We start from the raw sequence: 26,897 nt of genomic DNA on the forward strand, positions 1-26,897 counted from the left end.
AATCATTGATGTATCGTTTGTTTCAAAGGCGGATCGCTCTGCTTCTTAGTTTGTCGCTGGTCATTTCGCTCCTAGTTCCCATTGGTTCTGCTGTGTACGCGGACAACGAGATTTTTCCGGTTCAAAGCGCTGGTCCAGAGCCAGTAACACTGGTTTCTTCAGATGGAGCAAGCCTGGAGTTCACAGATATTAACGTGGCCGGTGTCCCGCTTGAAGGCCGGGACGATTATCTCGCGCTGTACACAAGCGGTGCAACGGTTACGGGATCCGTGTACAGTAATGAAGTGTGGGTTCCCACACTCCATGTCGCGGTGGTCGTGGATGCAAACGGTCAAGTATTGGAGAGGGTTGGACCAGATGCTGATCCACCGACAGTCTGGAATCCTGGCATTTTGCTGCCGATTCCTGCCGGAGGCTATATTGTATTGGCAGGCGGCAGCACTCCATGGGATCAATCCGCATATCAAAAGCCACTTTTTAATCATAATCAACCCGGAAGTGCGGTGAAGCTAATGAGGGCCGGCGGGGAAGTAAAGGCAGATGACTTTTTGCCTGAGCAGCCTGGTCCTGGTCCAGGCCCAGATCCCCTGCCTCCGGAACTTCATATGATTACATCCGAGAATGAAACCGTGGATATCCCGGTCATGGAGATTGCCGGCTTTGTGGCCAATTATGCGGAAAACCAAGAATTAAGTGTAACGGTCAATGGAGAGAAGACTGCCCTTACAGTAGATGGTGTGTTTCGAGTGAATGTTTATTTGGATCCAGGGCCTAATTCAGTGACCGTAAAACTGTATCAAGGGGACAATGAGCTGGCAGTTCGTACTTTGAATATTCTTTACGAACCACTCGAGAGTGAGGATTATATTGAGGTGGAAGCGGCTCCCAAGGACATCACAATCGGCATTCAAGGTCCGCGCAAAAAAATCGACTATGTTGACAAGGATGTAACCGGGGTTCCAAATATCGTGGCGATTTTTACAAGGGATTATGGCAGTTCCATTACGATCCCTCAAACCAATGTTGCTGTACAGGTGGACGTTAATAACCGCGTATTGCAAGTTATTAATCCTTCAATTAATGGCAAGCCACCCGTTTGGACGGGGCCGACTGAGCTTGAAATACCTGAGGGCGGTTATGTGCTGATGGCGCAGGACAGCAGCTACGCGGGCAATAATATAAAGCGTTATTTGGCTGAAAACTTTAAGGTCGGTGATATGATCAAGCTAAGGAAAAACGGGGAAGTGGTGCAGGTACGCGACATCATGAGCGGCAATGGTCTCATTGCACGGCTCACGCTTGAAAATCAGGCGATGTATACCGTAACGGAAGGAAGTACTTTGATTAAGGGACGCATCGACAATATCGACGATATTTCCGCGATCAAACTGCTTGTGAACGATCAGCAGATTTCTTTTGAACCGGATGGAAGTTTTACTCATAACTATACATTAACGAAAGGCACCAATTATATCGAAGTCAAAGTGTTAAAAAATGATATGGAACAGGATGTTCGGCATCTTGCCATCTTTGCAAGACCAGATTTCTCACCGGACAAAGAAGTCATTCTCTGGGTGGATCAGGCGTCCAATGCAAGAAAGTTCAAGACGAGTGAACAGGTTCAAGCTTTTTTGCAAAAGGCTAAGGATTCAGGTGTTACTTCCATCGCTTTCGACGTGAAAGGCGTTGAGGGTTATGTATCGTACAAGAAGAACGATTTGACAAACAGACCTTACGTCAGCGAGATCAAGGCACCCGAAAAAGCAGGAGCAAGCCCGGATCTGGATCTGCTGCAGGAGTTCATTGATCATGGCCATGCTCTGGGATTAGAAATTCATGCAGCGATCAATGTATTTGCCGAAGGGTCAATCGCTCATAACGAGTATGCGGTTCTTAATGATCATCTGGATTGGGAAGAACGTGTTTACTTCGCAGAGAACAACGGAGAGATCAAGCGTCTGCGTGAGAGCAACAAGCAAGGTTTGGTTGCCTTTGTCAACCCTGCGAATGACGAGGTACGGAACTATCAGCTTCGAACATTTGAAGAGATCATCAAGAACTACAATGTGGACGGTGTTATCCATGACCGGAGCCGCTATGATAACGAAGGAGCCGATTTCAGTGAAGAAACTCGACTTAAGTTCGAGCAATTTCTGCAGGCGCGCGGCAAGCAGCTTGTTAATTGGCCAAACGATATTTTTTACTATGAAAATAATGTAAGGCAGTATGGTCCGCTGATTCAGGATTGGTGGGAATTCCGCTCAGGTACGATTCAGAGCTTCTTCGGTGAAGTGAAGGCAATGGTGGATTCCTACGAAGTATCTACAGGGAGAAAGATTGAGGTATCCTCCTATGTGGGATCCTGGTATGAGACGTATTATTTGAACGGTGTAAACTGGGGCAGCAAGAACTTCCGGTTCAATCCCGCACTTGGCATGCCGGACGAATCCGTGTATACGCCGGAATATTATGATACCGGGTATATCGAGTATCTGGATTTTCTCATGATTGGAGCTTATCAAACGACGAGTCAGGAAATCCAAAAATACATCACACTCGGCAATATTGTAACGAATGGAGAAATCCCTCTCTATGCAGGTATAGCAATGAACAACGTGCAGGCGCCCGCCGTACAACGTGAGGTGTTTCAGGCAGGGTTGAGGTCTACCAACGGACTGATGCTATTTGATGCATCCCAGGTCAATTGGCCGATCGCGGCTGCGGCTCTCCAAGATAAAGAATGGGTGAAGGACTACCAGCTCGGCATGAGCTTGCCAGGTAATCCGGACACGTTCTTTGAGGGGGATTTTTACAATATCAACCGGATAGAGGGCAACGTCAATGTGATGACGGAAGCTTTCGGGTATTCTACAGGAACGAACCGTTTCGGGGTTGAAGTGGTTGTGGATAACACAGGTCATGTAACCCGCATAGTTAATCGAAAACAAGCCATTAACTGGAGCTGGGGGGCGCCTGAAGAGAATAACAGCATCATTCCTTCCGGAGGTTTCGTTATTTCCACCTTGGACCCTTCAGGCACAAGAACGCTGCGTCAGCTCGTTGCCAATGCTTACAATACAGGAGATCAGGTGCGTTCAGCCGTATTGAGCGGGCTTATGGATGACGAGGGCCGGGAGACACGCGATAGCCAGCTTGCCCTCAAAGGGCTGGTGGAAGTTCTCGGACCCGGCAAAGCAACCGTCAAGGTGAATGGGCAGGATGCTGACGTGTCCTCCAGCGGTGAATTCACAGCCCATGTTCCTCTTCAAACCGGCGTGAATGCGGTCACCGTGGATGTGTTCGTCGATGATTTCAAAACCAACAGCAAATCATTTGAGGTGATTCGCACTTCTACGGATGACGGCGGCACAGAGCCTAGTCAACCCGGGTCGCCCGGCGATTCCGGTTCATCGGGTTCTTCTGGCTCATCCGGAGGAGGCACACCAACGTCGCCACCCAAAGTACCAGAACCTTCACCATCCGAGTCTCTGAGCATCAAGAAAGAAACTGCACCGGATGGAGGAACCGTCATCGTAGCGGATGCGAACGAGAAGCACATGCTGAATGAGATCGAACGTCTTAGCAAGCTGCCTGCATCTTCACGAGTACTCACATATTCGGTGACCGATGCATCGGATTCCGTTGTTCTGCAACTCCCTGTTCAAGGACTACGTGCTGCAATAAAGGACCTATCGATGGGTACCATCCTGTTGAAAACGGCCCTTGGTCAGGTGGAGATTCCGCTTAATTCGCTGACCGAAGCTATGAAAAAGCAGAACACAGCGGATCATCTGCAGATTCGCCTCAGTCTCGCTTCGAAAGAAGAAGAGGATCGGGTGAACGCAGCCTTGGAGGAAGGGGCTTCTAAACTGGATGTTTCACTTACTATAGCTTTAGCATGGAAGCAGGGTGATAAATTATCGCCATTGCCAGCATTTAAGGGGGGCTACGCGAAGTTCACCAAACTTCTATCAGATGTCGTCAATCCAGCCCAGACAACAGTACTGCGTATGGACTCAGCATCCGGACAGCTGGCCTTCGTACCAACTCTGATACGAACGTCAAACGGTAAATCGCAGGTGGAGTTCAAATGGAGTGAAAGCGGAATTTATTCCGTTGTCTCCCATGAGAAGACTTTTACGGATTTAAACGGCCATTGGGCCTACAAGGACGTAACGCTGCTGGCTTCGAAAAAAGTAATTGAGGGGCTCAGCGACACGCGCTTTGGTCCGAACGAGCCGATTACACGAGCACAGTTTACGGCGATGCTCGTCCGTGCACTCGGGCTGAACGATCAGGGAGCCGATTCGAGCTTCAGGGATGTGAAGACAAACGACTGGTATGCAGCCGCTGTCGCCACAGCTGTGGAGAATAAACTGATTGAAGGCTTTAGTGATGGTTCGTTCCGTCCGAACGAGCAGATTACCCGCGAGCAGATGAGTGTCTTGTTGTTAAGAGCAATGAAACTGGCTGGCACGGATCTGGGGACAGGAGATTCGGACTCCATATTGGAAGGGTTCAAGGATCGTGACCGCATAGCCTCCTGGTCTGAAGAGGCCGTGTCGGCTATAGTTAAATCTGGGTTGATGGAGGGACGCTCAGCTGATCGGTTCGTTCCGGATGCTCGATCCACCCGGGCCGAAGGAGCGGTGGTATTAACCAGAATGCTGATGATGGCAGGGTTCATAAACCGTTAAACAAGCTGACCCGTTCGACGATGTCGAACGGGTCTTGGTGTATATATAAAGTGAGAGGATTGCTCTTAAAACAGCTTTATAATTAAACGTGGGATATAGAGAATAACATCGAAGATGAAATTTGCAGTCATCCCGAGGCGCTCCAACTTTGTTCTTCCAGGCCAATTCATCTTTTTCATGGTATGAACCTCATTTCAGATGATTTTCTTGATTCTGATCTAATCACGACTTAGCTCTATATAAGGAATACGCAGGAACTAAATGGAAGTTTCGTTGAATTGAGGTAATATATAAATAACTAAAATCCAGGAGGCAGAAGAATGAGCAGAAACTGGGATGAAGATATGGAGTATTGTAAAAGGTTAGGTAAAGAAGGACAGAGTCTGGCAGAGCTCGATGTATTAAAATACTGGCTTCAACAAGCAGCCAAAGAGAAAAAACGGGCCGATGAACTTGATAAAGCGGTAGAAGAAGCCATCGGAATTTGTGAGAGGGTTGAGAAAGCTGATGACCCGTTAGAAATTCTTGAAGAAGCGCTGATTAAATTGCAATTGGCAGTGCCCTTCTCAGGAAGAAGACAAGAATCATAAATGATAAGTGTAAACTATGGTTATAAAATTAAACCTGCGTATCGTTAGTCATGAGGTGGATTATAGGTGGACTGAAGGAAAATTCCCCCTTTATGTCGAAATGAGATAATATAAAGGCTTTATCTTGAAATATTTCCCTTGGTGAACTCTTGCATCAATTTTGCAGCATGGAAATGAGGATATAGTCCGTGTTTATTAAATGGATATATAGAGTTGAAGAACTTTTTAAGGAGGCTGGAATGAAACAAGAGAACGAAATCCAAGAGCTTAAGGATCGGTTGAATGCGGTGGAGCAGCAGCTTGAGGTAAGCTCAAAGGGCTCCAAGTTACTTCGAACAGTATTCATCATTATACTTGTTATATTTCTTCTATTCACTCTCATTGGTATAATCCAATTTGTGAGCAGTGGTTAAAGACCGCCTAATAGGCGGTCTTTTTTTCTTTGACAATGATGATCCAGGACAACAATTACCAACTACTATGTCCAGTTTAAGAGGGGGACAAAATGGTTTCGATCGCTGTCTAATCCAGAACTCTGTGGATCTCCTCCAACATATATTTTGCAAACGGAATGAGTTCATCGGGTACGGAATCCACGTGGGACTGATCCCCTTGGCGATATGCGTCCAAGGCGCGCTCAATGATCGAATGGTACTCGGACGGAAGAACACAAAGTCCCCATTCGCCGCCTTCTTTTTTGGAGGAAACAACATTCTCCTTCAGATAATACAGCACCCTGCAGAGGTTCAGCGTATAGTAGGTTGGGGATCCGGCGATGTCTTGTACCGCATGTTCAACGTCATTTAGGATGGCTTGCACATAATGTTGCCGGTCAACGGGCATAAAGACCTCTCGAATTGGTTTGCCGTACAAGACAATGCCCCGATGATAGATCACAGTGTAATGAGCCACCAGGTCGGCGTCTGCAAACCCTCCGCATATGTAATGGTCATCGGTCAGGTACCTCTCACGATGAAAAGCAGAGTAGTGGAGTTCGAATAGTGGCGGATAGACGAGTTCCTTCAGGCTGGATTCCAGAACAAGACTGAGCTCCAAACCTTGCCGATTGGCCATCGTATCTTCTAAGGCCATAATTTTCTCAACAAGTCGTCTCATGTGATCATGGGATAACTTCTCCGCAGCAACTATGATCAGGTCTATGTCGCTACCCTCCGGGTGAAAGCAGCCCATCGCTAATGAACCATGTAAGTATATGCCAATCAGATTGTCGTGAAGCTCCTCTTTGAACAATTCGACCGTTTGGTCTAAAACCATTTGTGTGTCCATTTGATTTCCACCTTCAGCTATTCATTTGTTTTATTTATTATGTTTGGAGCCTTCTGACCTTGTCAATGATCGGCGTACGCGGGCGAAAAATAGTTGGAATGGCGTCATGCTTTTCAAGCATGCAGGGGAATTGAACGTACGTCACGAAGTGAATAGGGACTATGATTTGTTGAAAGGACGAGTGTATGGATACTGTTCATATTGATCAAACAAACGCTATCGAAATATATGTTATCAAGAATTCGGCCTCTATATCTGATGAGACATTCCGTCTCTTGTTCCGTACCTTATCGCCTGACCGACAGGCGTATGTATCCAAATTCAGAAGGGCGAGCGATTATCAACGTTCCGTCCTTGGCGATGCCTTGGTTAAGCGGATGATTCAGGATCGACTGGGACGGGAAAAGACTGACATCGAAATCATAAAAAATGCTTATGGCAAGCCGTATTTGAAGAATTATGACCATTTGCATTTTAACGTCTCTCATTCTGGCGACTGGATCGTAGGGGCTGTCGGCAACAAGCCAGTTGGGATTGATGTGGAGAAAATAGGAACGGTCAATATGGACATTGCCAAGCGTTTTTTTCATCCAACCGAATACAATGCACTGATGGCCTGCTGCTGCATATCTGCTCAGCTATCGCTATTCTATGATCTATGGACGTTAAAGGAAAGCTATATCAAGGCCGTAGGCAAAGGCCTCTCTTTGCCGTTGGATTCATTTGTGCTGGTGCAGCAAGACGGGGAATGGGCGCCAGTTATCGGCGAGAACGGAGAGCCGCACTATTTTAAACAATATGTATTAGAAGAAGGCTACAAGCTGTCAGTGTGCGGAATTAGTCCTCATTTCCCGATGAACATTCAATTCGTAACCGCTGAGGAATTATGAGCGGGACAGGAAAAACCAGCACAAGCGATAACCTTGAGCTGGTTTTTTTGGTTTGTATAGCAGTGACGTATCAGACAGGCCGAAGTTCGGGCCATGCAAGCTCAATTCCTTCGTTCACAAGCTTTTGCTGGAAGCTGGTTAATCTATCTTCATTGTTCCGCACATCTGTCGGCAGAATGTCATGGTCCAGACAGTAGCTGACACAATATCCGGCAGCCTCGCCAATATTCCATTCGACGGGATGCAGCCGGTAACAGCCATTGGTAATATGGGTGACGCCGATATTTTTGCTGGCTGCCAGCACATTTTTCATCCGTTTCGGAATTAAGCTGCCCAGTGGGATTTGAAACGGCAGAGACGAGATGTCAATATAAGGTCGCTCGCCCGTACTCGGATGCAGATCGATCCGGTAGCAGCCGATGCCAACAGAATCGTGGAACGTTTCTGCTACGCCATCAGGCCGTGATTCGGTTGCCACATGCTGTTCCAGCACTGTAAACTCGGCCTGAATTCTTCTGGATTCACGGATGTATGGATACATAGCCATCCCGTCTTCTGTTCCGACCACATCGGGACGAAGGCGCAGCCCGGGATATCCCTGTCCGCCGTCCGGTCGTGGCGCCTCGGTCTGAAGCCAATACAGCAGGGAGAAGCTGAGCTGCTTGGCTTCATAGAGATGATGGTCAGCCTCTTCCTTCGGAATATCGATAATGGAGCCCAGCCAGTAGTCGTTTTGCGGCCAGTTCACAAGCGACACCGAGCTTTCGAAAGTCCCCTCAGCGAAATGCTTCGGGTCAAGGATTTGTCGATATTGATAGAGCGGGAACTTCCCATGTCCCGGGAAAATCTCATACTCGATTGGCTCATTTGTAGACGGTTTGATGGCGGAGAGGCTCAGCAGCTTATCCGGCCAGAATTCGGGCTTATACTCTCGCCAAAAATCGTAAAGAGCTGGTTTTTCGATCGTGTGGTCCTCTCCCTCCAGATAATCCACGGCAAAACAATAAGTAATGCCCTGCATGTCCTGCGGCAGTGAATCACCCTCAACAGCATGCGGTTCCCCTGTCTGGGATTTCGATTCCGCGCCGGTAACATACTCAATACCAGCCAGCGGTAGCAAATCGCCGAGCTCAGTGGCATCCACGAAGTACGGGGCGTGAAGTGCAATCTGATCCTGCGTTTCCAGATGGCGCACGGTCACGCTGTTCACGCGATCCCCTGAAACATCAGCAGACTCCACGGCATATTGATACAGGATTTTAAGCCGTCCGCTGTGTATATATGGAGCCAGCATTTGATGCAGCACGGCAAGAGCCGTGCGAGGCTCATGGCACAGCCGGCTGACGATACCGCTGCCAGGGTTCAATTGCATATTGGCTCTGGCCTTGGGAGTCATGGGGAAAAAGTCGCGATAATACTGACGGACGCCTTCGCGGAACTGCCTATAGCTGCGAGTGCAGCCAAAGGATTCAATCCATGGATGCTCGTCGGGCGGAACCGCTTGACTGGTTAACTGTCCCCCGATCCAGATGGTTTCCTCGGTCATAATGACCGTCTTTCCCGATTTGGCGGCAGCAAGCGCAGCGGCTGTTCCTCCTGTCCCGCCGCCCAGAATGACGATATCGGCCTGCATTTCTCGTATCATTGACAGATTCTCCTTTTGGGATGGTTTCGTATATGATTAACAAGATCAGCACAACAAGTGACTATTCTAATTGTAGATTCTCTCCTGCAGGAAAAGTACGGGACACAGGTGACCTTTTTTGGTAATCTGATGCCGATTTACCTTCACCTGCGTTATTTTCGCTGCGATAAAGTGCGAAGGCCGGCTTCGGAAGATGATTTCTGTCGCAAAAAATGCTGTGTAAGGAAGATAGGGCGAAGCAGTAGAACTTGCTAATTTTTATTTGGGAGAACAACAACTCGATTTCTCTTAATTTGTAGACCACTTTTACCCGTACAGGCACTTCTGGGCCCCTGCCTACATACAATGAGAAGACCGAGAAGCCGAGCGCGATAAGGGCCGGTTGCATTGTAACTTCGCAGGAGGTGTCCTAAAGTGCCTGGATTGTTTACCGCTATAGCTTTGTTCATTAAAGAGTTGACCCTGCTCATTTCGTATGTGAAAAACAATGCGTTTCCACAACCTCTGACCGAAGAGGAGGAAGCTAAACATCTGCTGCGTATGGCCGAAGGCGATGCTCAATCACGCAATAAACTCATTGAGCATAATCTCCGGCTGGTTGCGCACATTGTCAAAAAGTTCGATAATACCGGTGAAGACCTTGAAGATCTGATCTCTATCGGGACGATTGGATTGATTAAAGCGATTGAAAGCTTCCGTCCGAACAAAGGGACGAAGCTCGCAACATTTGCAGCTCGCTGTATAGAGAACGAGATACTGATGCATCTTCGTTCCTTGAAGAAGACTCGAAAAGACGTATCACTGCATGATCCGATAGGAACGGACAAAGAGGGCAATGAAATTACTCTTATAGATATTCTCGGAAGTGAAGCGGATGATATCGTGGATGCGGTGCAATTGAAGATTGAGAAAAGCAAAATCTATCGCAATCTGGATATTTTGGATGACAGAGAGAAGGAAGTTGTCATTGGAAGATTTGGACTTGAAGCTGGCGGTGAGGAACGGACGCAGCGGGAGATTGCCAAGGAGCTCGGCATTTCGCGCAGCTATGTGTCGCGGATTGAGAAACGGGCGCTGATGAAGCTGTATCACGAGTTTTATAAGCAGAAACGTTGAAGGAACTGTGATGAAATTTCATCATGAACGGATCATTCAAGATGGCTTGCAGCTCCTGTATTTGAACTTCACAAAATGATGAGCTGCCCTCATTTCAGATCCCGGTCAGCGCATTTTAACAAACGGAAGCGAGCCTCTTCTACGAATGAGGCTCGCTTCCGTTTTGTTGTTGGTCATTTCAGCACGGTGCGGGTTGCTATAAACTATCAAGCTGCCCGCTCCTTTTCCTTTTGTACGGATAAAGAAGGGATATGAAGCAACATCAGAGTAGTCAGGATTCATTCTCATCCAGCTCTGTTTGCAAGATCTGGTCCTCGGATGGATAATCCCTCGTCATCTCTTTGTGCAGCTCTCTATTTTCGTAATCGAAGGAGTTGGGCGGTCTTTGATCCTCTCTCCAAGGGGTGCTTTTACCAAGTTTTTCGGTCTGCAGGCTGGATCCGTATGAGCCTTCAGGGAACTCCTCGGCGGTCAGATCATTCCGCTGGGACTCAACAGTTGACAGGTCCGTGTATTCTGATCGATTTTCCTTTTCAAATCCGTGCATATTGAAACCTCCCGAGCAGGTTGTTCATTTCCTTTTCAGTATGCCCTGCTCAAGAGGAATCATTCTGCGTATCCGTTAAACGACGGATTACAGTCCTGCAGCACCGAATACGTTGTTGAAGGCTTGGCGAGACTTGGCGACCAGTTCCTCTGGGGTTCCCGTCGGAGTGTAAGGCATCAGAATTTCTTGCGTAACTGGACCTGCGTATCCGATCTCGTTCAATGCTTGAAGGAACCCTGGCAAATCGATAATGCCCTCTCCTGGATAGAGCCTGTCGTTATCGAGGACGTTCTGGATTGGAATGTCCTTGGCATCGTTAATATGAACATGAACGATCTGCTGTGCCTGAAGCTGCTTTATATCGGCAACAGTCATTTCATTGGTGTACCAGTGATATGCATCGTACAGTAGTCCCACGTTAGGTTCTCCGATCGCATCAATCCAATCCAAAGTCTCTTGTACTGTCCAAATGAACGGGTTTTTCCATTGGGTGCGCAGATGATGTGGACCTACGAACTCAAGGCCCAATCGAATGCCATATGCCCCCAGAATGCTAGCGCATGCCCGAAGTCTTGTCGTAGCCAGCGCCATGAAATGAGCCGAAGGAGCATCTGTAGAAGGAAGAATATATGTACAGCAACGAGAGCAGCCGAGAGCACTTGCAGCAGCAGCAGCTGATGGAAGTTGCTCAAGTCCGCTTAAGAACTGTTCGTTGGACCCTCGCCATTCTACTGGTAGCCCGATAGCACCAATCTCTATTTTTCTGGTTTGCAGCAATTCGATTGCAGTTTCTCTCCCGAGGCGCTCCACCAGATCACGGGCATCGATATCCACACATTGAAACTCATATTTGGACGCTAGTTCGATCAACTGGACACCGCTTTCAAGTTGGCCGAGTCCTGCGCTTGTTAATCCTTGCAACATATTCATCGTCTCCATTCGCTGTAAGATGTCGTTTTGTTTCGGTTGCTCCGTTTATATGAGTCCACTAGTATTCCATAGTTTCTATTATGATATGTTCGACTCTATAAATCTATGATCGTTTATCATAAATTTTATAATAGTTTCAGGCAAGTTACTGCAAGGCTGATTCGTTAGTTTTCATAATAAATCGAGATGAATTCTTATCGGTACGAAGGGGATACAAATGTTTTGCCGAATTAACCATGTTACAGGAACTTCCACTCTACTGGCGAAAAGGAGATTTAAACTCAGGATGAACACCATTAAGCAGCGTAAGAAAGAACTTGGCAACTTGCGTCCGAAACCAACGATCGATTTGCAGGTTTTAAATCGATTCTGGGAGGAAGTGCTGACGGCATATGCCGACAAGCCGCTTCACATGATGACTCAATCAGAGGAATCTCCCTTTCCTCATATGAAAGTATCCAAAGTTTCCTACCATGGTTATGACGAAACCCCCATACATGCATGGTATATTACGCGAACGGATCAGTCGCAAGATAACCCCTCTCCCTGTATCGTAACCTTCCCGGGTTATACTGGGGACCGCGGATTTCCGGAACGATATGCTCATTGGCTGATGATGGGTTACTCGGTGTTTGCGGTGGATGTCAGGGGACAGGGCGGGGAAACCGGAAATCTGATGCCGCTGGACAGCGGTGTAGTTAAAGGCTGGGTGTCGCAGGGAATAACAGATATCCATCGTACGTACTATATGGCAATTTCTATGGACGCAGCCAGAGCAATCGACGTTGCCGCGCAGCAACCGGGAGTTGACCCGAGTAAAATCGCCGTAGTGGGCGGGAGTCAGGGCGGGGGATTGGCACTGATGACAGGGGCTTTGAATTCCAAAGTTGCAGCTATAGTGGCGGATATTCCCAATATGTGCAGAATGGATTATGGGGTTCTGCATTCGGTTAGCTCTCTGAACGAGATCGCCCAGTATATTAAGCGGTATCCCGAGCAATTGGATCAAATCCTCGAGCACCTCGCATATTTTGATATGTTAAATCTTGCGCCGCGAATTCAAGTGCCGGTCATGGTATCCGTCGGATGGAAGGATACGGTTTGCATGCCCGAAACCATATATGCTGCTTACAATCGAATAGAAGCTGAAAAAGAAATAAGGGACTATCCTTTCTCCGGACATGAAGTCAATGAGTATCAGAAGCGGGAGGGGATGTTGTTTCTGGAGCGAATTTTAAACAAGGTTTAATAAATGGGGGGAATCTCCCATATGTCATTGTGAACTGTCTCAAATACGTGGACATACATAAGGGAATAACACGCAAAAAGGGTATCCTGCGGTCATCATTAGACCAGCAGGGTACCCTTTTCATTAGCCATTAACTTAAGCCCGGTCCAATATCGTTTGGAGTGTTGTGCGATCCAGACCTTTGACGAGCTTGATCAGAAGTTCTTTGGCTGCATCATAATCATCCGTGTGGATAATGGATGAAGAAGTATGGATGTAACGTGAGCAAATGCCAATGATGGTGGAAGGAACGCCAATGCCGCTAAGATGAACTTGACCCGCATCCGTGCCGCCAGGTGAGACAAAGTATTGGTATTTTATCTTGTTCGTCTCAGCCGTATCCTGAATGTACTCCACCATGCCGCGGTGAGTAAGCATCGTCGGATCTAAAATTCGAAGCAGCGCGCCCTGACCTAATTGACCGAATTGGCTCTTGTCACCCATCATATCATTCGCCGCGCTGGCATCCAGTCCGAAGAAAATATCCGGCTGAATCAGATTAGCAGAAGTGCGTGCTCCCCGAAGGCCCAATTCTTCTTGCACGGTCGCCCCGGCGTATACCGTGTTAGGGAGCTTCTCACCATGGAGCGCCTGAACCAGCTCGATTGCAAGGCCTACACCATAACGGTTGTCCCACGCTTTGGCCATGATTTTTTTGGGATTAGCCAATGGAGTGAATTCACAAATCGGAACCACTTGCAGTCCTGGCCGAATGCCAAATGATTCGGCTTCTGCCTTGTTGTCGGCCCCAATATCAATATACATCGTTTTGATGTCGACCGGTTTGCTTCGCTGCGCTTCATCCAGCAGATGCGTAGGAATGGAGCCGACAACACCAGTAATCGGGCCATTGTCTGTGATGATTTGCAGGCGCTGAGCAAGCACAGCCTGACTCCACCAGCCTCCAAGCGGCTGAAAACGGACCATACCTGCCTCGGTAATGCCGGTTACCATGAATCCGACTTCATCCATGTGACCTGCCACCATGACTTTTGGACCTTCATCATTACCGCGGAGAACAGCGAACAGGCTGCCCAGCCGATCCTGCACGAACTCATCTGTATATGGAGAGAGGGCATCCTTGACCCAAGAACGAAGTTCTCTTTCAAAGCCAGGTGCAGCAGGGAATTCTGTTAGCGTACGAAAAAGTTCAAGTGTTGATTCATTCATTGTGAAGTCGCTCCTTTTTGAAAAGGTATGTAAGAGTTTTTCATGTTCTAGTATGCCCCTATATATCTAAAAAGTCTACAAAGCCTGAGTCCTGTGCTGTGATAAGCAATGAAACAAGCACCGGTCTTTCCATAGCAGAATACGATGATGGAAGAGCGGGTGAACCTGCAGTTCAGAGGAGGGGCAGAACAGAATATGAACCGCCAATGGATTAATGAATATGAGGCACGTTCCGAACTAAGAGTACTTCTGCTCATCATCGTCTTGTTTATTTTACTCGTCATTTTGCTGAAGTACATTCTCTTAGCCTAACTGTCCAAGCAATAATGGCAGCGAATCTTATTTCAGCTTTCAGGATACTCCTGAAGGCTGATTTTCGTGTTAAGCATCACGAACGTTGCCAAGACAAGCTCCAGATTCCACGTGAGAAGGATGATTTTCCAATCATAAAGTAAGTTCAACCAAAGCATAATGATATCAGTGATATCCACAGCAGCTCTTTTAGCGATCAGAAAGATCACATACTTATTCAAAGCGGAGGTGCATTAAAATGTCTGGCTCAAATCAAAAGCCTAAATCCGATATCACCACCATGAGTTCGGCGGAATATCAGGCGATTGCCAAGAAACACGAACCTCCCCGCGCCATATTTAAAAATTGTTTTCGCGCTTTTTTGGTGGGAGGTCTTATTTGTTTGATCGGTCAATGCATACAGAAGTTTTTCATGTCTGTATTCCATATGAGTACAACCGAAGCAAGCAATCCGACGGTAGCCGTGCTGATTATACTCTCCGTTATTCTGACCAGTTTTGGCGTGTATGATAAAATCGCGCAATGGGCTGGAGCAGGCAGTGCCGTGCCGGTCACGGGATTTGCGAATTCCATGTGTTCCGCGGCGTTAGAGCATCGTGCAGAGGGTTTGGTCCTTGGCGTGGGGGCCAGCATGTTTAAGCTGGCGGGCTCTGTCATTGTCTTTGGTACCGTGGCTGCTTTTATCATAGGTATCATTTACGCTATCTTTGGCATCGAGGGGAGATAACATGAGATGAAGGTGATCGGCCAAACCTGGCAGTTCGAGAACAAACCCGTCATTATTGGCACAGGAACGATTGTAGGACCAGAGGAAGGCGAAGGGCCGCTATCTAATGATTTTGATTATGTGTACGACAATATAGAAATTAATGAGAAAACATGGGAGAAGGCAGAACGAAAACTGCTGGAGGACGCCTCAAGGAAAGCGGTCGAGAAGGCGGGCATTAAGGAAGACCAGCTCCAGTTTTTTGTGGGCGGAGACTTAATGAATCAGATCATAAGCAGTTCATTTGCCGCCAGACAGATGGGGGTCCCTTACATCGGTGTATTCGGTGCTTGCTCCACATCTATGGAAAGTCTGGCGGTCGCTTCCATGCTCGTTGAAGCCGGTGGAGCCAAGTATGTCATGGCAGGTACCGCAAGCCATAACTGTACGGTGGAAAAGCAGTTCCGTTATCCGACAGAGTACGGATCTCAGAAACCGCCTTACGCGCAGTATACGATAACGGGTGCTGGCTGCTCCGTCGTTTCGGACAAGGGGGATGGTCCTGCTGTCACTTATGCCACCATCGGCAAGGTCGTTGATCTGGGGATCAAAGACCCATTCAATATGGGAGCAGCGATGGCGCCGGCAGCGGCTGATACGATCACGAAGCATTTCAAAGACACGGGACGGCAGGCTAAAGACTATGACTTGATCGTAACCGGTGACCTGGCGTCGGTCGGACTTCCCATAGCCAAAGACCTTCTGAAACAGAATGATGTCATCATGGACGGTACGGTATTCGCGGATTGCGGTTTGATGATCTATGACCTGGAAAAACAGAAATATGTCAATGCAGGAGGAAGTGGCTGCGGCTGCTCCGCTGTCGTTACCTACGGACATATTTTGAATCGGATGCGTAAAGGCGAATTAAACAAGGTTCTTATCGTAGCTACCGGGGCTTTATTGTCGCCGATATCATATCAGCAGGGTGAGAGCATTCCATGTATTGCGCACGCTGTAGCCTTAGAGATGGGAGGATAATACGATGCAGTTTCTATGGGCGTTTATTATTGGCGGTTTGATATGCGTGATTGGGCAAATCCTGATGGACGTTGTTAAACTGACACCTGCGCATACCATGAGCACATTAGTGGTTTCGGGTGCTGTCGCGGACGGTTTTGGCTTGTATGAGCCGCTTGTCAAATTTGCCGGAGCAGGGGCCTCCGTACCGATCACGAGCTTCGGCAATTCGCTTGTGCACGGTGCCTTGACGGAGCTCGGGAGAGACGGATGGATCGGGGTCGTAACGGGGATATTTGAGGTCACCAGTGCCGGAATATCCTCGGCCATCATTTTTTCTTTTCTGGCGGCTTTATTTGTTCGACCGAAGGGGTAATTTCTATAGCTCGAAAAAAGAAGGTCCTGGCATATGCCGGGATTTTTTTTCTATTTAATAATCAAAATCTCTCTTCGAATGTACTCCCGGAGGACGATCATGTACAATAGTACTAAATTAAGTATTTATTCCCCTATCAGGAGGTTAGTCATACATGCCCGTAAGTCAAGAATCGATGAAAATTATTACTTCGGTACGCAAAAATCTGGAATCGTGCCTGCTAGGAAAAGAATTTGAAATCCAATTGCTCCTTACAGCGCTCCTCGCTGGCGGACATGTACTGATTGAGGATGTACCCGGCACAGGAAAAACCCAGCTGATCAAGGCATTGGCTAAATCCATGCAGGGTGACTATCGCCGTATTCAATGTAACCCTGATATTCTCCCGAGTGATATTACGGGGGTTTCCGTATTCCATCCCAGGGATGAAATGTTCTATTTCCGTCCAGGTCCGGTGATGACCAACATTTTGCTGGCGGATGAAATAAATAGAGCAACAACCAAAACGCAATCAGCCCTGCTAGAAGTCATGGAAGAGAGAAGCGTGACTGTGGATGGGACCACCCATGAGCTTCCGCATCCTTTCATGCTGTGTGCGACCCAGAATCCGATTGATTTTGAAGGTACCTATATGCTCCCTGAGGCCCAGCTGGACCGGTTTATGCTAAAACTAAGCTTGGGTTACCCTGATGCTGCTACAGAGAAGCAATTGATGTACCGCTCACGCGACGGACAACTGGTGGACAAGCTTCAACCGGTGACACATATGGACAGGATATCGGCTATTCAGCTTGAAATTCGTGAAGTATTCATCGGTGAGCCCGTAGCCGATTACTTACTGAATATTATCCGGACAACGCGTGAGCATTCTGCTGTTATGCTTGGTGCTAGTCCACGGGCGACCTTATCCTTTATGAATGCTGTAAAAGCTTATGCTTTTCTGCAAGAGCGGGATTATGTACTGCCCGACGATGTGAAGATCCTTGCTCCTTATGTGCTGTCACACCGGATCATGCTGCGTCCGGAAGCCAGACTTGATAATGCCAGCCCCTCGTCTGTGCTAGAGTTCATACTGCGTCAGGTCAAAGTGCCTGTACATATGGGGAGATAGGCATGCGCCGTGCTGTTTCGTTAATCATGAATGGCATGCAGCCGTCTAGACTGGCAGCGGTGCTGGCGGTGTGGTGCCTGTCTTTATTGTATGTATTATTCCAGGGGGGCAAAACCTCGATTATGCTCTTCTCCATGATCAGCCTTCTCTCCATCTATTTGATCGGAGCCGGCTTTGGCGGAGTGAATCGTGTCATAGCGCAGCGGAGCGTACGGGGGGGAGCGGAACGCGGAGTGGAACAACTTCATGCAGGTGAGCAGGTGAGTGTGAAGCTGGAGGTTCACATTCCGGGATTTCTGCCTACACCCTATTTAATCGTCCGTGAAGTATTGCAAAGGCATAACGGTGACTCGTGGTCTTTTGAAGACAGCGTAATACCCAATCTCCGCGGGGCGGGCAAGCTTGTCTTTCAGACTCCTCCGTTAGAGCGGGGGCGGTATGTATTTTCCAAGACGGAATTCATAAGCGAGGATATATTCGGACTTATGGAGCACAAGGGACGCTTAGAAGTGCAGACGAATTTCCACGTACTGCCGCGAACTGTATATATTCCAAAATGGCAGCGAAACATTCGAAATTCCAGATTGGGAGGCACTCATACTACGATCTCTGCTTCAAGACGCGAAACAACGCAGATTAACGGGGTCCGCGATTATGTATATGGCGATCGGATCTCCCGGATCCATTGGAACGCAACGGCAAAAACCGGCACGTGGAAATCGAAGGAGTTTGAGCATGAATCCTTTCCCAGAACCTTGATCGTTCTGGATTGCACTGCGGAAGGGTATAATCATGCCCAGCAGTTTGAACTTGCCGTATCAGCTGCAGCATCGTTGATCGAATACGGTGCCAAAGAGCATGCGGGTACGGGCTTGTTCACGACCGCCAAGGAAGCAAGAATGTTTCCTCCTGCTGATAACGCCGGAGAACGAATGCGGATGATTCAGCACTTGGTTGATATCGATTACAACCGGAAGAGCAAACTGATGGCTTCTTTGGAGACATCGTACCGCCATTTTCCTAAGGGAGCTTTATTCCTATTAATCAGCCCAATGAGCGGCAAGGATGCTTCAGAGATCATGCGCTGGGTAGAGACCCGGGGAATGAATCCCTGTTTCCTTCAAATCACCAACCCCCGTAAACAGAATCAACGGGATGACTCCATAGCGCTCCTTCAATCCCGGGGGATCTCAAGCTATTCTGTTTCTTCCCTTGAAGAGCTGCCAGCGGTGTTGGGAGGTGGGACATGATGAAGTTATGGCAGGACAAGTTATCCACTGTCTTCTTTGCCGCGCTAACGATGCTATGGATATGGATTATCGGAATGCAGTGGGTATCCTTTGCCAAAACGATCTGGCTGCCTGAAACAACGGCTATCGTTATTGCAGCATTGACCATCACGGCAGTGACCGAGGCTCTGCTGCCGATAAGGCAAGGATACCGAATGCTTGTCCAGTTCCTTCTGATCTTGTACTCTGTGTACAGCTTGCTGTCCACTCATGGCAATGCGGTCCCTTCTTTTGTAACGGGTGGTTTCCTTACTAAGGAGATTATGCTTCTGTTCCCGTATCTGTGGTTTGCCGTTAGCACTTGGGCTGTTTTTCTGTTTGTTGCGCGCTGGACCAAAACGAAAAGTCGTGTGCTCTTTGTAACTGCGCTTAACGTTATCGGTTTAGCTGTGCTGGATTCATTTACAAGAATCGTGCTATGGGATGAGGTTGCCTGGATTGCCGCCGTCGGATTGTGCTGGCTCGTAACCAATCATTTTAACCGGTTTCGGAGGCGTTTTCCCCAAGGCTGGGTTAGGCTATCCAAATCTCCCTTTAAGATTGTAGCTAATATTCTGGTCATTATTTCTTTGATTATCGTGGCAGGAGTAAATATGCCGTACGTTAAACCGACATTAGTTGATCCATATACGGCCTGGAGAGAATGGAATGGTGTACCACTATCTAGCAGTGGCATAACCGGGTCAGGTACTTTGTATGAGTCGTTAACGGAAAGCACGTCCGGATATGGAAGAGAAGACAACAATCTTGGCGGCGGCTTTAATTTTGACTATTCTCCTGTGATGTCGATTACCACTGACGAACGCAGTTACTGGCGTGGTGAGACGAGAACCGTATATTCGGGTACTGGATGGACGGATAGCGCTGACAATCAGCGTTCGGGGTCTGGGGTAGACATTGGCAAGGAATTGACTGAAGAAACGCGTGTATTCGTGCCCACCAAAACCTTGGAGCAGTCGGTCACCATGCTGAATGATACGGTATATCCGGTGTTGTTCGGCGCCTATACGGTTCGCCAGCTAGACAGCATGGATGATCGTATTGACTCGGATCGGCTTCGCTGGGTGGCGGATCGAGCGGAATTGCATCTGGATGAAATACGGAATTCAGACTATCCGCAAAGCTACACCGTAACGTCGGACGTGCCGGTAATCCCCATAGAGGAGCTTAGCACCAAAACCTTCGATGAACTATATTCAGTGTCCATTGATAAAGCTTATCTTCAGGTACCAAGGAATTTTCCACACCGTGTTAAAAACCTGGCAGAAGAAATTACGGCGGAAGGAAATACGCCGTATGAGAAGGTTATGCTCTTACAGAACTACTTAACAACCAATTATTCCTACACCAACACGCCTGATCTTACGCGCAAGAAGAGTGATGACTTTGTGGATGGTTTCCTGTTCGAGATACAGGAAGGGTATTGCGATTATTTTTCTACCGCTATGGTGATGATGTCGCGGTCTCTGGATATCCCTGCACGCTGGGTCAAAGGCTACGCCCCGGGAAGGGCGGCGATTCCGGATTACCCCATGGCGGACGGCCAGACGATGATAGAGCCTGAGAGCTATACTGTTACGAATGCCGATGCTCATTCATGGGTTGAAGTATACTTTGGCGAATATGGCTGGGTTCCTATTGAAGCTACACCGGGCTTCAGCATGCCGATCCTGACGGCGGACTCAGATGCTGATCCTGTAATGAATGAAGAGGTTGAAGAAGAGAAGGAAGAAGATGTAACCACTCCGGCTTCCTCTGCCGATGATCAACAACCAGGCTGGGTTACACCCGTGGTTATGGCTGCTCTCGGGGTTATTGTGCTGTGGATTGTGTATATCTTATGGAGAATGCGCATCCGTTTTCGTTTTGTCTCTGCAAGGATCCGCGCGGGCAAGCCGTTGACAGCAGCAGATAAGGTGATTGCCGAAACAGAACGTTGGATACGTGCCGCGCACCGCAGAGGTATGGTGAGGCAGGAACATGAAACTTTGCGAGAGTCGGTTCGTCGTTGGACGACTTCACACCCTGAACTGGAGCCCTTGCTTAGAGCGCTGCTCCTGCAATTCGAAACTGCCAGATATAGTCCTGCCCAAGTGAAGGAGGAGCAGTGGCGTTCGGTCCAGCACGATGCAGAGGAATTGAAGAAGACGCTGAAGGGCGTGCGCATCGTGCCCCAAGAATATCTCTCATCTTAAATTGTACGATGGTGCATGGGAAGGAATGTTCTTGTTATAATAATAGGGATAAAGCTTTTAGATGGATTGCTTCCTGATATTTAGTCATGACAGACCGCCCGACCTGCTTTTGCAGCAGCCGGGTGGTCTTTTACTGACAAAGAATACGACTCGTTCGGGCCCAAGGAAAGGGTTCGTGATTATTTTTACTAAGGAACCGGAATATGGTATAGTTTTTCGTATGAAATTGAGGTGACGAACTTGTTTGAAATGTTAATTCCAAAGCTCCGTGTTAACACGGTTTTTGATATTAACCTTGAGGAACTATATAAACAGGGGTATCGAGGAATCATTACGGATTTGGACAATACCCTTGTAGGAGCCAAGGCACCACTGGCAACGCCCGAACTGGTCGATTGGTTCAAAAAAGTCAAGGAGATCGGTTTTCAGCTCATCATCGTTTCGAATAATCAGCTTGAACGTGTATCAAAATTTGCGACGCCGCTGGATATCCAGTTTGTGCATAAAGCTCGTAAACCAAGCAATACTCCTTTTCGCAAAGCGATGAGCATGATGGAGCTTGCTCCAGAGAAAACGGTTGTGGTTGGTGATCAGATGCTGACCGATGTATATGGCGGGAATCGTCTCGGATTGTACACGGTTCTGGTTATGCCTATTGCCATTCATGATGAGGGATGGTTTACACGAATGGTGAATCGCCGGGTGGAGCGAATCGCATTAACCCGTTTGCGCAAAAAAGGATTGTGGATGGAGGAGGAACCTAAATTATGACGTTGCCTACTGGCGGTGAAGACATCAAGAAGTGCAGCGGCTGCGGCATACCACTTCAAAGTGCGGCGCAGGACAAGCCGGGGTATTTACCGGAGAAGGCCTGGGATCGCGATCCGGTCATTTGCCAGCGCTGCTTCCGGATCAAGAATTATAATGAAGCCTCATCGGTTGCCGTAGACCAGGATGAATTTTTACGGCTGCTTGGGCAGATCGGCGGTAAGAACGCGCTGGTCATACACATTGTGGATCTATTCGATTTTGAAGGAAGTCTCATATCCGGTTTGCAGCGGTTTGTCGGCAACAATCCGGTCATACTGGCCGTGAATAAGACCGATCTTTTGCCGAAGGTCACCAATTGGAACAAGGTTCTAAATTGGGTGCAGAAACAGTGTAAGGAGCATGGCCTGAGAACGGAAGATATTGTGCTATGCAGTGCAAAGAAAAATCAAGGCTTTGAGCGGCTTCTCGAGACGGTTGCACACCATAGAGGCGATCGTGACGTCTACGTCGTCGGTGCCACGAACGTGGGTAAATCCAGCTTGATCAATCGCTTGATCCGCGATTACAGTGATTTGGATCAGGAGCTGACGGTTTCCCGTTATCCAGGAACAACGCTGGATATGGTCCATATTCCGCTGGATGACGGACGGCATATCATTGATACGCCGGGTATCGTTTATCCATGGCGCTATAGCGAGCTTGTCAGCCGCCAGGATTTGGGTGCGATCATGCCTGAGAACCCGCTGAAGCCGATGGTATACCAGTTGAATGAAGGACAGACATTGTTCTTTGGAGGGTTTGGCCGGTTTGATTTTCTGAAAGGAGAGCACCAATCCTTTACTTGTTTTATCAGCGGCAGACTAGGCATTCATCGGACCAAGCTGGAACGGGCGGACTCACTGTTTGCCGAGCATGCAGGGGAACTGTTATCCCCTCCGACCAAGGAACGGCTTGATGAAATGCCGGAATGGACAAGACATGAAATCCGGATTTCAAAGGGTACACGACAGGATGTGTTTATTTCGGGACTTGGCTGGATCAAGATCAATGGTGAGCTGGGAGCTCTGGTAGCAGTCCATGTGCCCAAAGGAATCAAGGTGCTGGCCCGTCCTTCCTTGATATAAGTATAGTCAGAATGCTGGATAACACTAAAGGGACTAAACCTTGGGTCAACGCCCGTTTATTCATGGGAGAGGCAGGAGAGAATGAAAGTGAATGCATTGATCGAGCATGATTATCTGCTCTTGGGTGTGATGGGGGATCCGATCGGACATTCGAAATCACCGGCCATGCACCAGGCAGCATTATCTGCCATGGGATTATCCGGTGCCTATGTGCCGCTGCATATTCGTCCGGAAGGATTAAGTGATGCCATTCAGGCAATCAAAGTACTGGGATTCCGAGGTGTGAACATCACGATCCCGCACAAGGTGGAAGTTATGAAGTATCTGGATGTCATTGATGAAGGAGCGCAGCGCATCGGTGCTGTGAATACGATCGTCAATGATAACGGTAAATTGACAGGATACAATACAGATGGTATCGGGTATGTCCGTTCCTTAAAGGAGGAAGCCTGTTCCGATCTTAAGGGAAAACATATTGTCGTACTCGGCGCGGGCGGCGCAGCCAGGGGAATCATACACGCTCTTACAGGGGAAAGTCCCGGTTCGATATCCATTGTAAACCGGACATCGGCCAAGGCTGTGGCGCTGGCCGCAGAATGGAGCTCGCTTGGTGATCTGAGGGGATACGGAGAGGATGAAGCCAACAAAGCGTTGCTCGAAGCGGACATCATCATTAATACAACTTCAGTGGGCATGTTTCCTCACATTACTGAAATACCTGTTTCGCCGAAACTTATCCCTGAAGGAATCGTTGTCAGCGACCTGATCTATAATCCTCTGAAGACCGAGCTGCTGCGGCAAGCGGAGCTTCGGCGATGCACAGTGCATGGCGGCCTGGGAATGTTCGTTAATCAGGGCGCGTACGCATTTGAGTATTGGACAGGACAAGCAGCACCAGTAGAAGCCATGAAGGAAGCGGTGTTAAGAAGCTTCCAGCCTGAGTCATAATATCTTTGTTTATTGATTAATGCTTAGGCAAAAGCTACAATATAGCTTTCAACACGAAGCACGCTATAATAATTGAATATTTAAGGAGTAATGACCAAGCATGTTAACAGGAAAGCAAAAACGACATTTACGTTCGCTTGCGCATCATCTGGACCCGCTGTTTCAGGTAGGCAAGGGAGGCAGCAATGAACATCTGATCCGGCATATTTCCGAGGCGATCGAGAAGCGGGAGCTACTGAAAGTATCCGTGCTCAACAATTGTCTCGAAGATCCTCGTGAAATCGCTCAGGAGCTTGCCGAAGGGGCAGATGCCGAACTTGTGCAAGTCATTGGCAAGACGATCGTACTGTATAAAGAATCGAAAGATCACAAAACAATCGAACTGCCATAATGGAGCGTGTGCTCTTTGGATGCAGGGGATTTGCAAGGAACTAAACTCTCTTACTTTAGGGGAGGTGAACCCGAATGAAGGTAGGGATCATGGGCGGAACTTTCGATCCCATTCATATTGGACATATGCTTGCTGCGGAATCGGCACGAGATGCTTACGGTTTGGACGAGGTATGGTTTATGCCAAGCCATATTCCTCCGCATAAAGAGGATGCGGGTGTGACCGGTTTGATGAGGCTGGAAATGACGGCTGAAGCGATTGCCGGCCATCCGTCTTTCCGTACGCTCGACTGGGAAGTGAAGCGCGGAGGGGTATCCTATACGGTGGACACGGTGAGGGAACTTCGGAATACGTATCCTGAGCATGATTTTTCATTCATCATCGGAGCAGATATGGTAGCGTATCTTCCCAAGTGGGACCGGATTACTGAGCTGGCGGGAATGCTCACCTTTATAGGGGTCAACCGTCCGGGTACTAATCTTTCGGTGGAGGCACTGCCAGACTTTCTGCAAACAGCAGTGGTTACGGCGGAAATGCCGATGATCGAAATATCGTCCACCATGATTCGGAACAGGGCAGCTGCAGGATCTTCCATCCGTTATATGGTACCGGATCGTGTATATGATTATATTGTTAGGAGCGGTATTTATGGCATACAACCGTGATGAACTCATAGCAGCCGTATCCTCCCAGATGCCGGCCAAGCGCTGGGAGCACACTAGAGGTGTAATGGAAACCGCGGTTATTCTGGCTGACAGGTACGGAGCAGACCCGGTTAAGGCCGAGTTGGCTGCCATCCTGCATGACGTGGCCAAATACTGGCCTATACAGAAGCTTCATCAAATGATGGTGGAGCACGCGCTCTCCGAAGAGCTGCTGCATTACGACAAGCGGCTTTGGCATGCTGAGGTAGGCGCCTTCGTCGCGGAGCTCGAGTATGGCGTAACGGATGTCGAGGTGCTTGACGCTATCCGTTACCATACATCGGGGCGCGTAGGAATGACGCTGCTCGATAAGGTGGTTTGCCTTGCGGATTACATGGAACCGGGACGGGATTTCCCCGGCGTGAATAATATCCGCGAACTGGCCAACCATAGCCTTGAAGGAGCCCTCGCAGCCGGTTTTGATTCGACGATTGGCTTTCTGCTTTCACGCAGACAAATTATTTTCCCGTTGACGGTATTAGCCCGCAACGATCTAATTAAGCAATTGGAGGAGGCGAATTCATGACGTTGAAACCGAATGAATTGTTACAGGTAGCCGTGGCTGCCGCTGAAGATAAAAAAGCGATGGATGTCGTTGTCCTTGATCTTAGAGGCATTTCATTGATTGCAGACTATTTTGTCATTTGTCATGGTAACTCGGATACCCAGGTTCAAGCAATCGCAACCGAAATCCGTAAACAGGCTCATGATGCGGGCGTAGCCATGCGCGGTCTGGAAGGCATGGACGCTGCACGTTGGGTGCTGATGGATCTTGGAGACGTGATTGTTCATATTTTCCATCGCGATGAGCGGGAATACTACAACATTGAGCGTCTATGGTCGGATGCTAAAGTGGTGGAGAACGTATGAGTCTGATCGCCGGCACATTGACGAAGCTCGTCGTCTCCAGAGAGGTGTCTCCATACGGATATTTTCTGGATGGTGAAGATCGGGATGTGCTTCTTCACTATTCTGAGCTTACGGAAAAAGTTAAGCCGGGGGATACGGTGGAGGTCTTTATTTTCTTCGACACGGAAGACCGCCTGGCCGCAACGATGAAGAAACCTTATCTTACACTGGGTGAAACCGCAAAGCTTGAAGTGGCGGACGTTCATCCGCGTCTCGGATGTTTCCTTGAGATGGGTCTTGGGCGGCAGCTGCTTCTTCCCATCCGGGAATTGCCGGAAATGCGTGAGCTGCATCCGCAAGTGGGAGATCACGTGTTTGTCCTCATGGAACATGATAAGCAAGGCCGGCTTCGTGCGAAGCTTGCAGGAGAACAAGAGCTTGCTCCGCTGGCATTTCATGCCCCTGAATCGTGGAAAGGCCAGTGGTTTACTGCTTTGGTGTATAAACCGCTCCAGATGGGTACATTCGTCATCATTGATGGCGGCGTGATCGGTTTTGGCGCGATTGGCATGATCCATTCCTCTGAACGCACACGCATGCTGCGTCTTGGCGAAGAGGTGAAGGTTCGGGTCAGTCATATCCGGGAAGACGGCAGAGTGAATCTGTCCATGGTTCCGCAAAAAGAGATTGGCCGGACGGATGATGCGGATCGGCTGCTTGCTTTTCTGGAGGAGCGTCCAGGTCATGCGATGCCGTATTCGGATGAAACGCCGCCCGATATCATCAAGCAGCGTTTTGGGATCAGTAAATCCGCTTTTAAACGGGCTCTTGGCAAGCTGATGAAGGACGGGCTCGTTACCCAGAAGGAAAGCTGGACCTACATGGTCAAACAAGAGGAAAATTCCGGTTCTAACGAATAACCGAGGCTTTGGTAGGTGAAA

At 48.5% G+C, this 26,897-nt stretch carries 26 protein-coding genes; 21 read left to right on the forward strand and 5 right to left on the reverse strand.

Features of this window, described 5'->3' with window-relative positions; translation table 11 throughout:
* Positions 1 to 8 precede the first annotated feature (8 nt).
* From AM231_RS03570 to AM231_RS28950, 3 genes are all read left to right on the forward strand, one after another.
* Positions 9 to 4,697 (forward strand): S-layer homology domain-containing protein, encoded by a 4,689-nt coding sequence (locus AM231_RS03570; protein WP_054401367.1) that lies wholly within the window; start codon positions 9 to 11, stop codon positions 4,695 to 4,697.
* A gap of 320 nt (positions 4,698 to 5,017) precedes the next feature.
* The gene (locus AM231_RS03575) at positions 5,018 to 5,287 is read left to right on the forward strand and encodes a hypothetical protein (RefSeq protein WP_054401368.1); all 270 of its coding nucleotides are present in this window, start codon (positions 5,018 to 5,020) and stop codon (positions 5,285 to 5,287) included.
* Between the two features lie 239 nt (positions 5,288 to 5,526).
* Entirely contained in the window at positions 5,527 to 5,700 is a 174-nt protein-coding gene (locus AM231_RS28950) for a hypothetical protein (protein WP_165593368.1), read from the forward strand.
* Positions 5,701 to 5,809: 109 nt separating this feature from the next.
* Here the strand turns inward: AM231_RS28950 and AM231_RS03580 are convergent, their stop codons facing one another.
* Positions 5,810 to 6,574, reverse strand: a complete 765-nt coding sequence (locus tag AM231_RS03580) for an aminoglycoside adenylyltransferase domain-containing protein (RefSeq protein ID WP_054401369.1) — start codon at positions 6,572 to 6,574, stop codon at positions 5,810 to 5,812.
* 185 nt (positions 6,575 to 6,759) lie between these two features.
* On the opposite strand from AM231_RS03580, the gene AM231_RS03585 reads away from it, so the two are divergent.
* Positions 6,760 to 7,464, forward strand: a complete 705-nt coding sequence (locus tag AM231_RS03585) for a 4'-phosphopantetheinyl transferase family protein (RefSeq protein WP_054401370.1) — start codon at positions 6,760 to 6,762, stop codon at positions 7,462 to 7,464.
* A gap of 70 nt (positions 7,465 to 7,534) precedes the next feature.
* Here AM231_RS03585 and AM231_RS03590 read toward each other — a convergent pair whose 3' ends face one another.
* Positions 7,535 to 9,109 carry an FAD-dependent oxidoreductase gene (locus AM231_RS03590; RefSeq protein ID WP_054401371.1) on the reverse strand — a complete coding sequence of 525 codons (1,575 nt, stop codon included), beginning with the start codon at positions 9,107 to 9,109 and terminating at the stop codon, positions 7,535 to 7,537.
* Between the two features lie 414 nt (positions 9,110 to 9,523).
* Here AM231_RS03590 and sigK point away from each other — a divergent pair, with 414 nt between their 5' ends.
* Positions 9,524 to 10,225 carry an RNA polymerase sporulation sigma factor SigK gene (gene sigK / locus AM231_RS03595; RefSeq protein ID WP_053489208.1) on the forward strand — a complete coding sequence of 234 codons (702 nt, stop codon included), beginning with the start codon at positions 9,524 to 9,526 and terminating at the stop codon, positions 10,223 to 10,225.
* Positions 10,226 to 10,496: 271 nt separating this feature from the next.
* Here sigK and AM231_RS03600 read toward each other — a convergent pair whose 3' ends face one another.
* Together AM231_RS03600 and AM231_RS03605 are read right to left on the reverse strand one after the other, a co-directional pair.
* Positions 10,497 to 10,772, reverse strand: a complete 276-nt coding sequence (locus AM231_RS03600; RefSeq protein WP_054401372.1) for a hypothetical protein — start codon at positions 10,770 to 10,772, stop codon at positions 10,497 to 10,499.
* A gap of 87 nt (positions 10,773 to 10,859) precedes the next feature.
* Positions 10,860 to 11,696: a sugar phosphate isomerase/epimerase family protein gene (locus tag AM231_RS03605; RefSeq protein WP_054401373.1), complete on the reverse strand. Its 837-nt coding sequence runs from the start codon at positions 11,694 to 11,696 to the stop codon at positions 10,860 to 10,862.
* 292 nt (positions 11,697 to 11,988) lie between these two features.
* On the opposite strand from AM231_RS03605, the gene AM231_RS03610 reads away from it, so the two are divergent.
* The gene (locus tag AM231_RS03610) at positions 11,989 to 12,951 is read left to right on the forward strand and encodes an acetylxylan esterase (RefSeq protein WP_054401374.1); all 963 of its coding nucleotides are present in this window, start codon (positions 11,989 to 11,991) and stop codon (positions 12,949 to 12,951) included.
* Between the two features lie 135 nt (positions 12,952 to 13,086).
* On the opposite strand, the gene AM231_RS03615 is transcribed toward AM231_RS03610, so the two are convergent.
* On the reverse strand, positions 13,087 to 14,160 hold the full coding sequence (locus tag AM231_RS03615; protein ID WP_054401375.1) for a M42 family metallopeptidase: 1,074 nt from the start codon (positions 14,158 to 14,160) through the stop codon (positions 13,087 to 13,089).
* 144 nt (positions 14,161 to 14,304) lie between these two features.
* On the opposite strand from AM231_RS03615, the gene AM231_RS28955 reads away from it, so the two are divergent.
* From AM231_RS28955 to AM231_RS03685, 15 genes are all read left to right on the forward strand, one after another.
* A complete protein-coding gene (locus AM231_RS28955; RefSeq protein ID WP_165593369.1) occupies positions 14,305 to 14,472 on the forward strand; it encodes a hypothetical protein in 168 nt (55 codons plus the stop codon).
* 238 nt (positions 14,473 to 14,710) lie between these two features.
* Positions 14,711 to 15,199: a stage V sporulation protein AC gene (gene spoVAC, locus AM231_RS03620; RefSeq protein WP_054401376.1), complete on the forward strand. Its 489-nt coding sequence runs from the start codon at positions 14,711 to 14,713 to the stop codon at positions 15,197 to 15,199.
* Positions 15,200 to 15,205: 6 nt separating this feature from the next.
* On the forward strand, positions 15,206 to 16,219 hold the full coding sequence (gene spoVAD, locus AM231_RS03625; protein ID WP_054401377.1) for a stage V sporulation protein AD: 1,014 nt from the start codon (positions 15,206 to 15,208) through the stop codon (positions 16,217 to 16,219).
* 4 nt (positions 16,220 to 16,223) lie between these two features.
* Complete coding sequence (gene spoVAE, locus AM231_RS03630; RefSeq protein ID WP_053489200.1) at positions 16,224 to 16,574, forward strand: stage V sporulation protein AE; 351 nt, start codon at positions 16,224 to 16,226, stop codon at positions 16,572 to 16,574.
* A 154-nt stretch (positions 16,575 to 16,728) separates the two neighbouring features.
* Positions 16,729 to 17,685, forward strand: a complete 957-nt coding sequence (locus AM231_RS03635) for an AAA family ATPase (protein WP_054401378.1) — start codon at positions 16,729 to 16,731, stop codon at positions 17,683 to 17,685.
* Between the two features lie 2 nt (positions 17,686 to 17,687).
* Entirely contained in the window at positions 17,688 to 18,935 is a 1,248-nt protein-coding gene (locus AM231_RS03640; RefSeq protein WP_054401379.1) for a DUF58 domain-containing protein, read from the forward strand.
* Positions 18,932 to 21,169, forward strand: a complete 2,238-nt coding sequence (locus AM231_RS03645; protein WP_054401380.1) for a transglutaminase TgpA family protein — start codon at positions 18,932 to 18,934, stop codon at positions 21,167 to 21,169. The genes AM231_RS03640 and AM231_RS03645 overlap by 4 nt, the downstream gene beginning before the upstream one ends.
* A 240-nt stretch (positions 21,170 to 21,409) precedes the next feature.
* A complete protein-coding gene (locus AM231_RS03650) occupies positions 21,410 to 21,940 on the forward strand; it encodes a YqeG family HAD IIIA-type phosphatase (RefSeq protein WP_054401381.1) in 531 nt (176 codons plus the stop codon).
* Positions 21,937 to 23,064, forward strand: a complete 1,128-nt coding sequence (yqeH, locus tag AM231_RS03655) for a ribosome biogenesis GTPase YqeH (protein ID WP_054401382.1) — start codon at positions 21,937 to 21,939, stop codon at positions 23,062 to 23,064. Before AM231_RS03650 ends, yqeH begins: the two co-directional genes overlap by 4 nt.
* 81 nt (positions 23,065 to 23,145) lie before the next feature.
* The gene (aroE, locus tag AM231_RS03660) at positions 23,146 to 24,012 is read left to right on the forward strand and encodes a shikimate dehydrogenase (protein WP_054401383.1); all 867 of its coding nucleotides are present in this window, start codon (positions 23,146 to 23,148) and stop codon (positions 24,010 to 24,012) included.
* Positions 24,013 to 24,112: 100 nt separating this feature from the next.
* A complete protein-coding gene (gene yhbY, locus AM231_RS03665; RefSeq protein ID WP_054401384.1) occupies positions 24,113 to 24,403 on the forward strand; it encodes a ribosome assembly RNA-binding protein YhbY in 291 nt (96 codons plus the stop codon).
* A 74-nt stretch (positions 24,404 to 24,477) separates the two neighbouring features.
* A complete protein-coding gene (gene nadD / locus AM231_RS03670; RefSeq protein WP_054401385.1) occupies positions 24,478 to 25,068 on the forward strand; it encodes a nicotinate-nucleotide adenylyltransferase in 591 nt (196 codons plus the stop codon).
* Complete coding sequence (yqeK, locus tag AM231_RS03675; protein ID WP_054401386.1) at positions 25,052 to 25,633, forward strand: bis(5'-nucleosyl)-tetraphosphatase (symmetrical) YqeK; 582 nt, start codon at positions 25,052 to 25,054, stop codon at positions 25,631 to 25,633. The genes nadD and yqeK overlap by 17 nt, the downstream gene beginning before the upstream one ends.
* Positions 25,630 to 25,977 carry a ribosome silencing factor gene (gene rsfS / locus AM231_RS03680; RefSeq protein WP_053489190.1) on the forward strand — a complete coding sequence of 116 codons (348 nt, stop codon included), beginning with the start codon at positions 25,630 to 25,632 and terminating at the stop codon, positions 25,975 to 25,977. The genes yqeK and rsfS overlap by 4 nt, the downstream gene beginning before the upstream one ends.
* Positions 25,974 to 26,876: a CvfB family protein gene (locus tag AM231_RS03685; protein WP_054401387.1), complete on the forward strand. Its 903-nt coding sequence runs from the start codon at positions 25,974 to 25,976 to the stop codon at positions 26,874 to 26,876. The genes rsfS and AM231_RS03685 overlap by 4 nt, the downstream gene beginning before the upstream one ends.
* The last annotated feature ends 21 nt before the right edge of the window (positions 26,877 to 26,897 follow it).

The sequence above is a fragment of the Paenibacillus solani genome (genome assembly GCF_001277345.1).
GTDB classification, from domain to species: domain Bacteria; phylum Bacillota; class Bacilli; order Paenibacillales; family Paenibacillaceae; genus Paenibacillus_AQ; species Paenibacillus_AQ solani.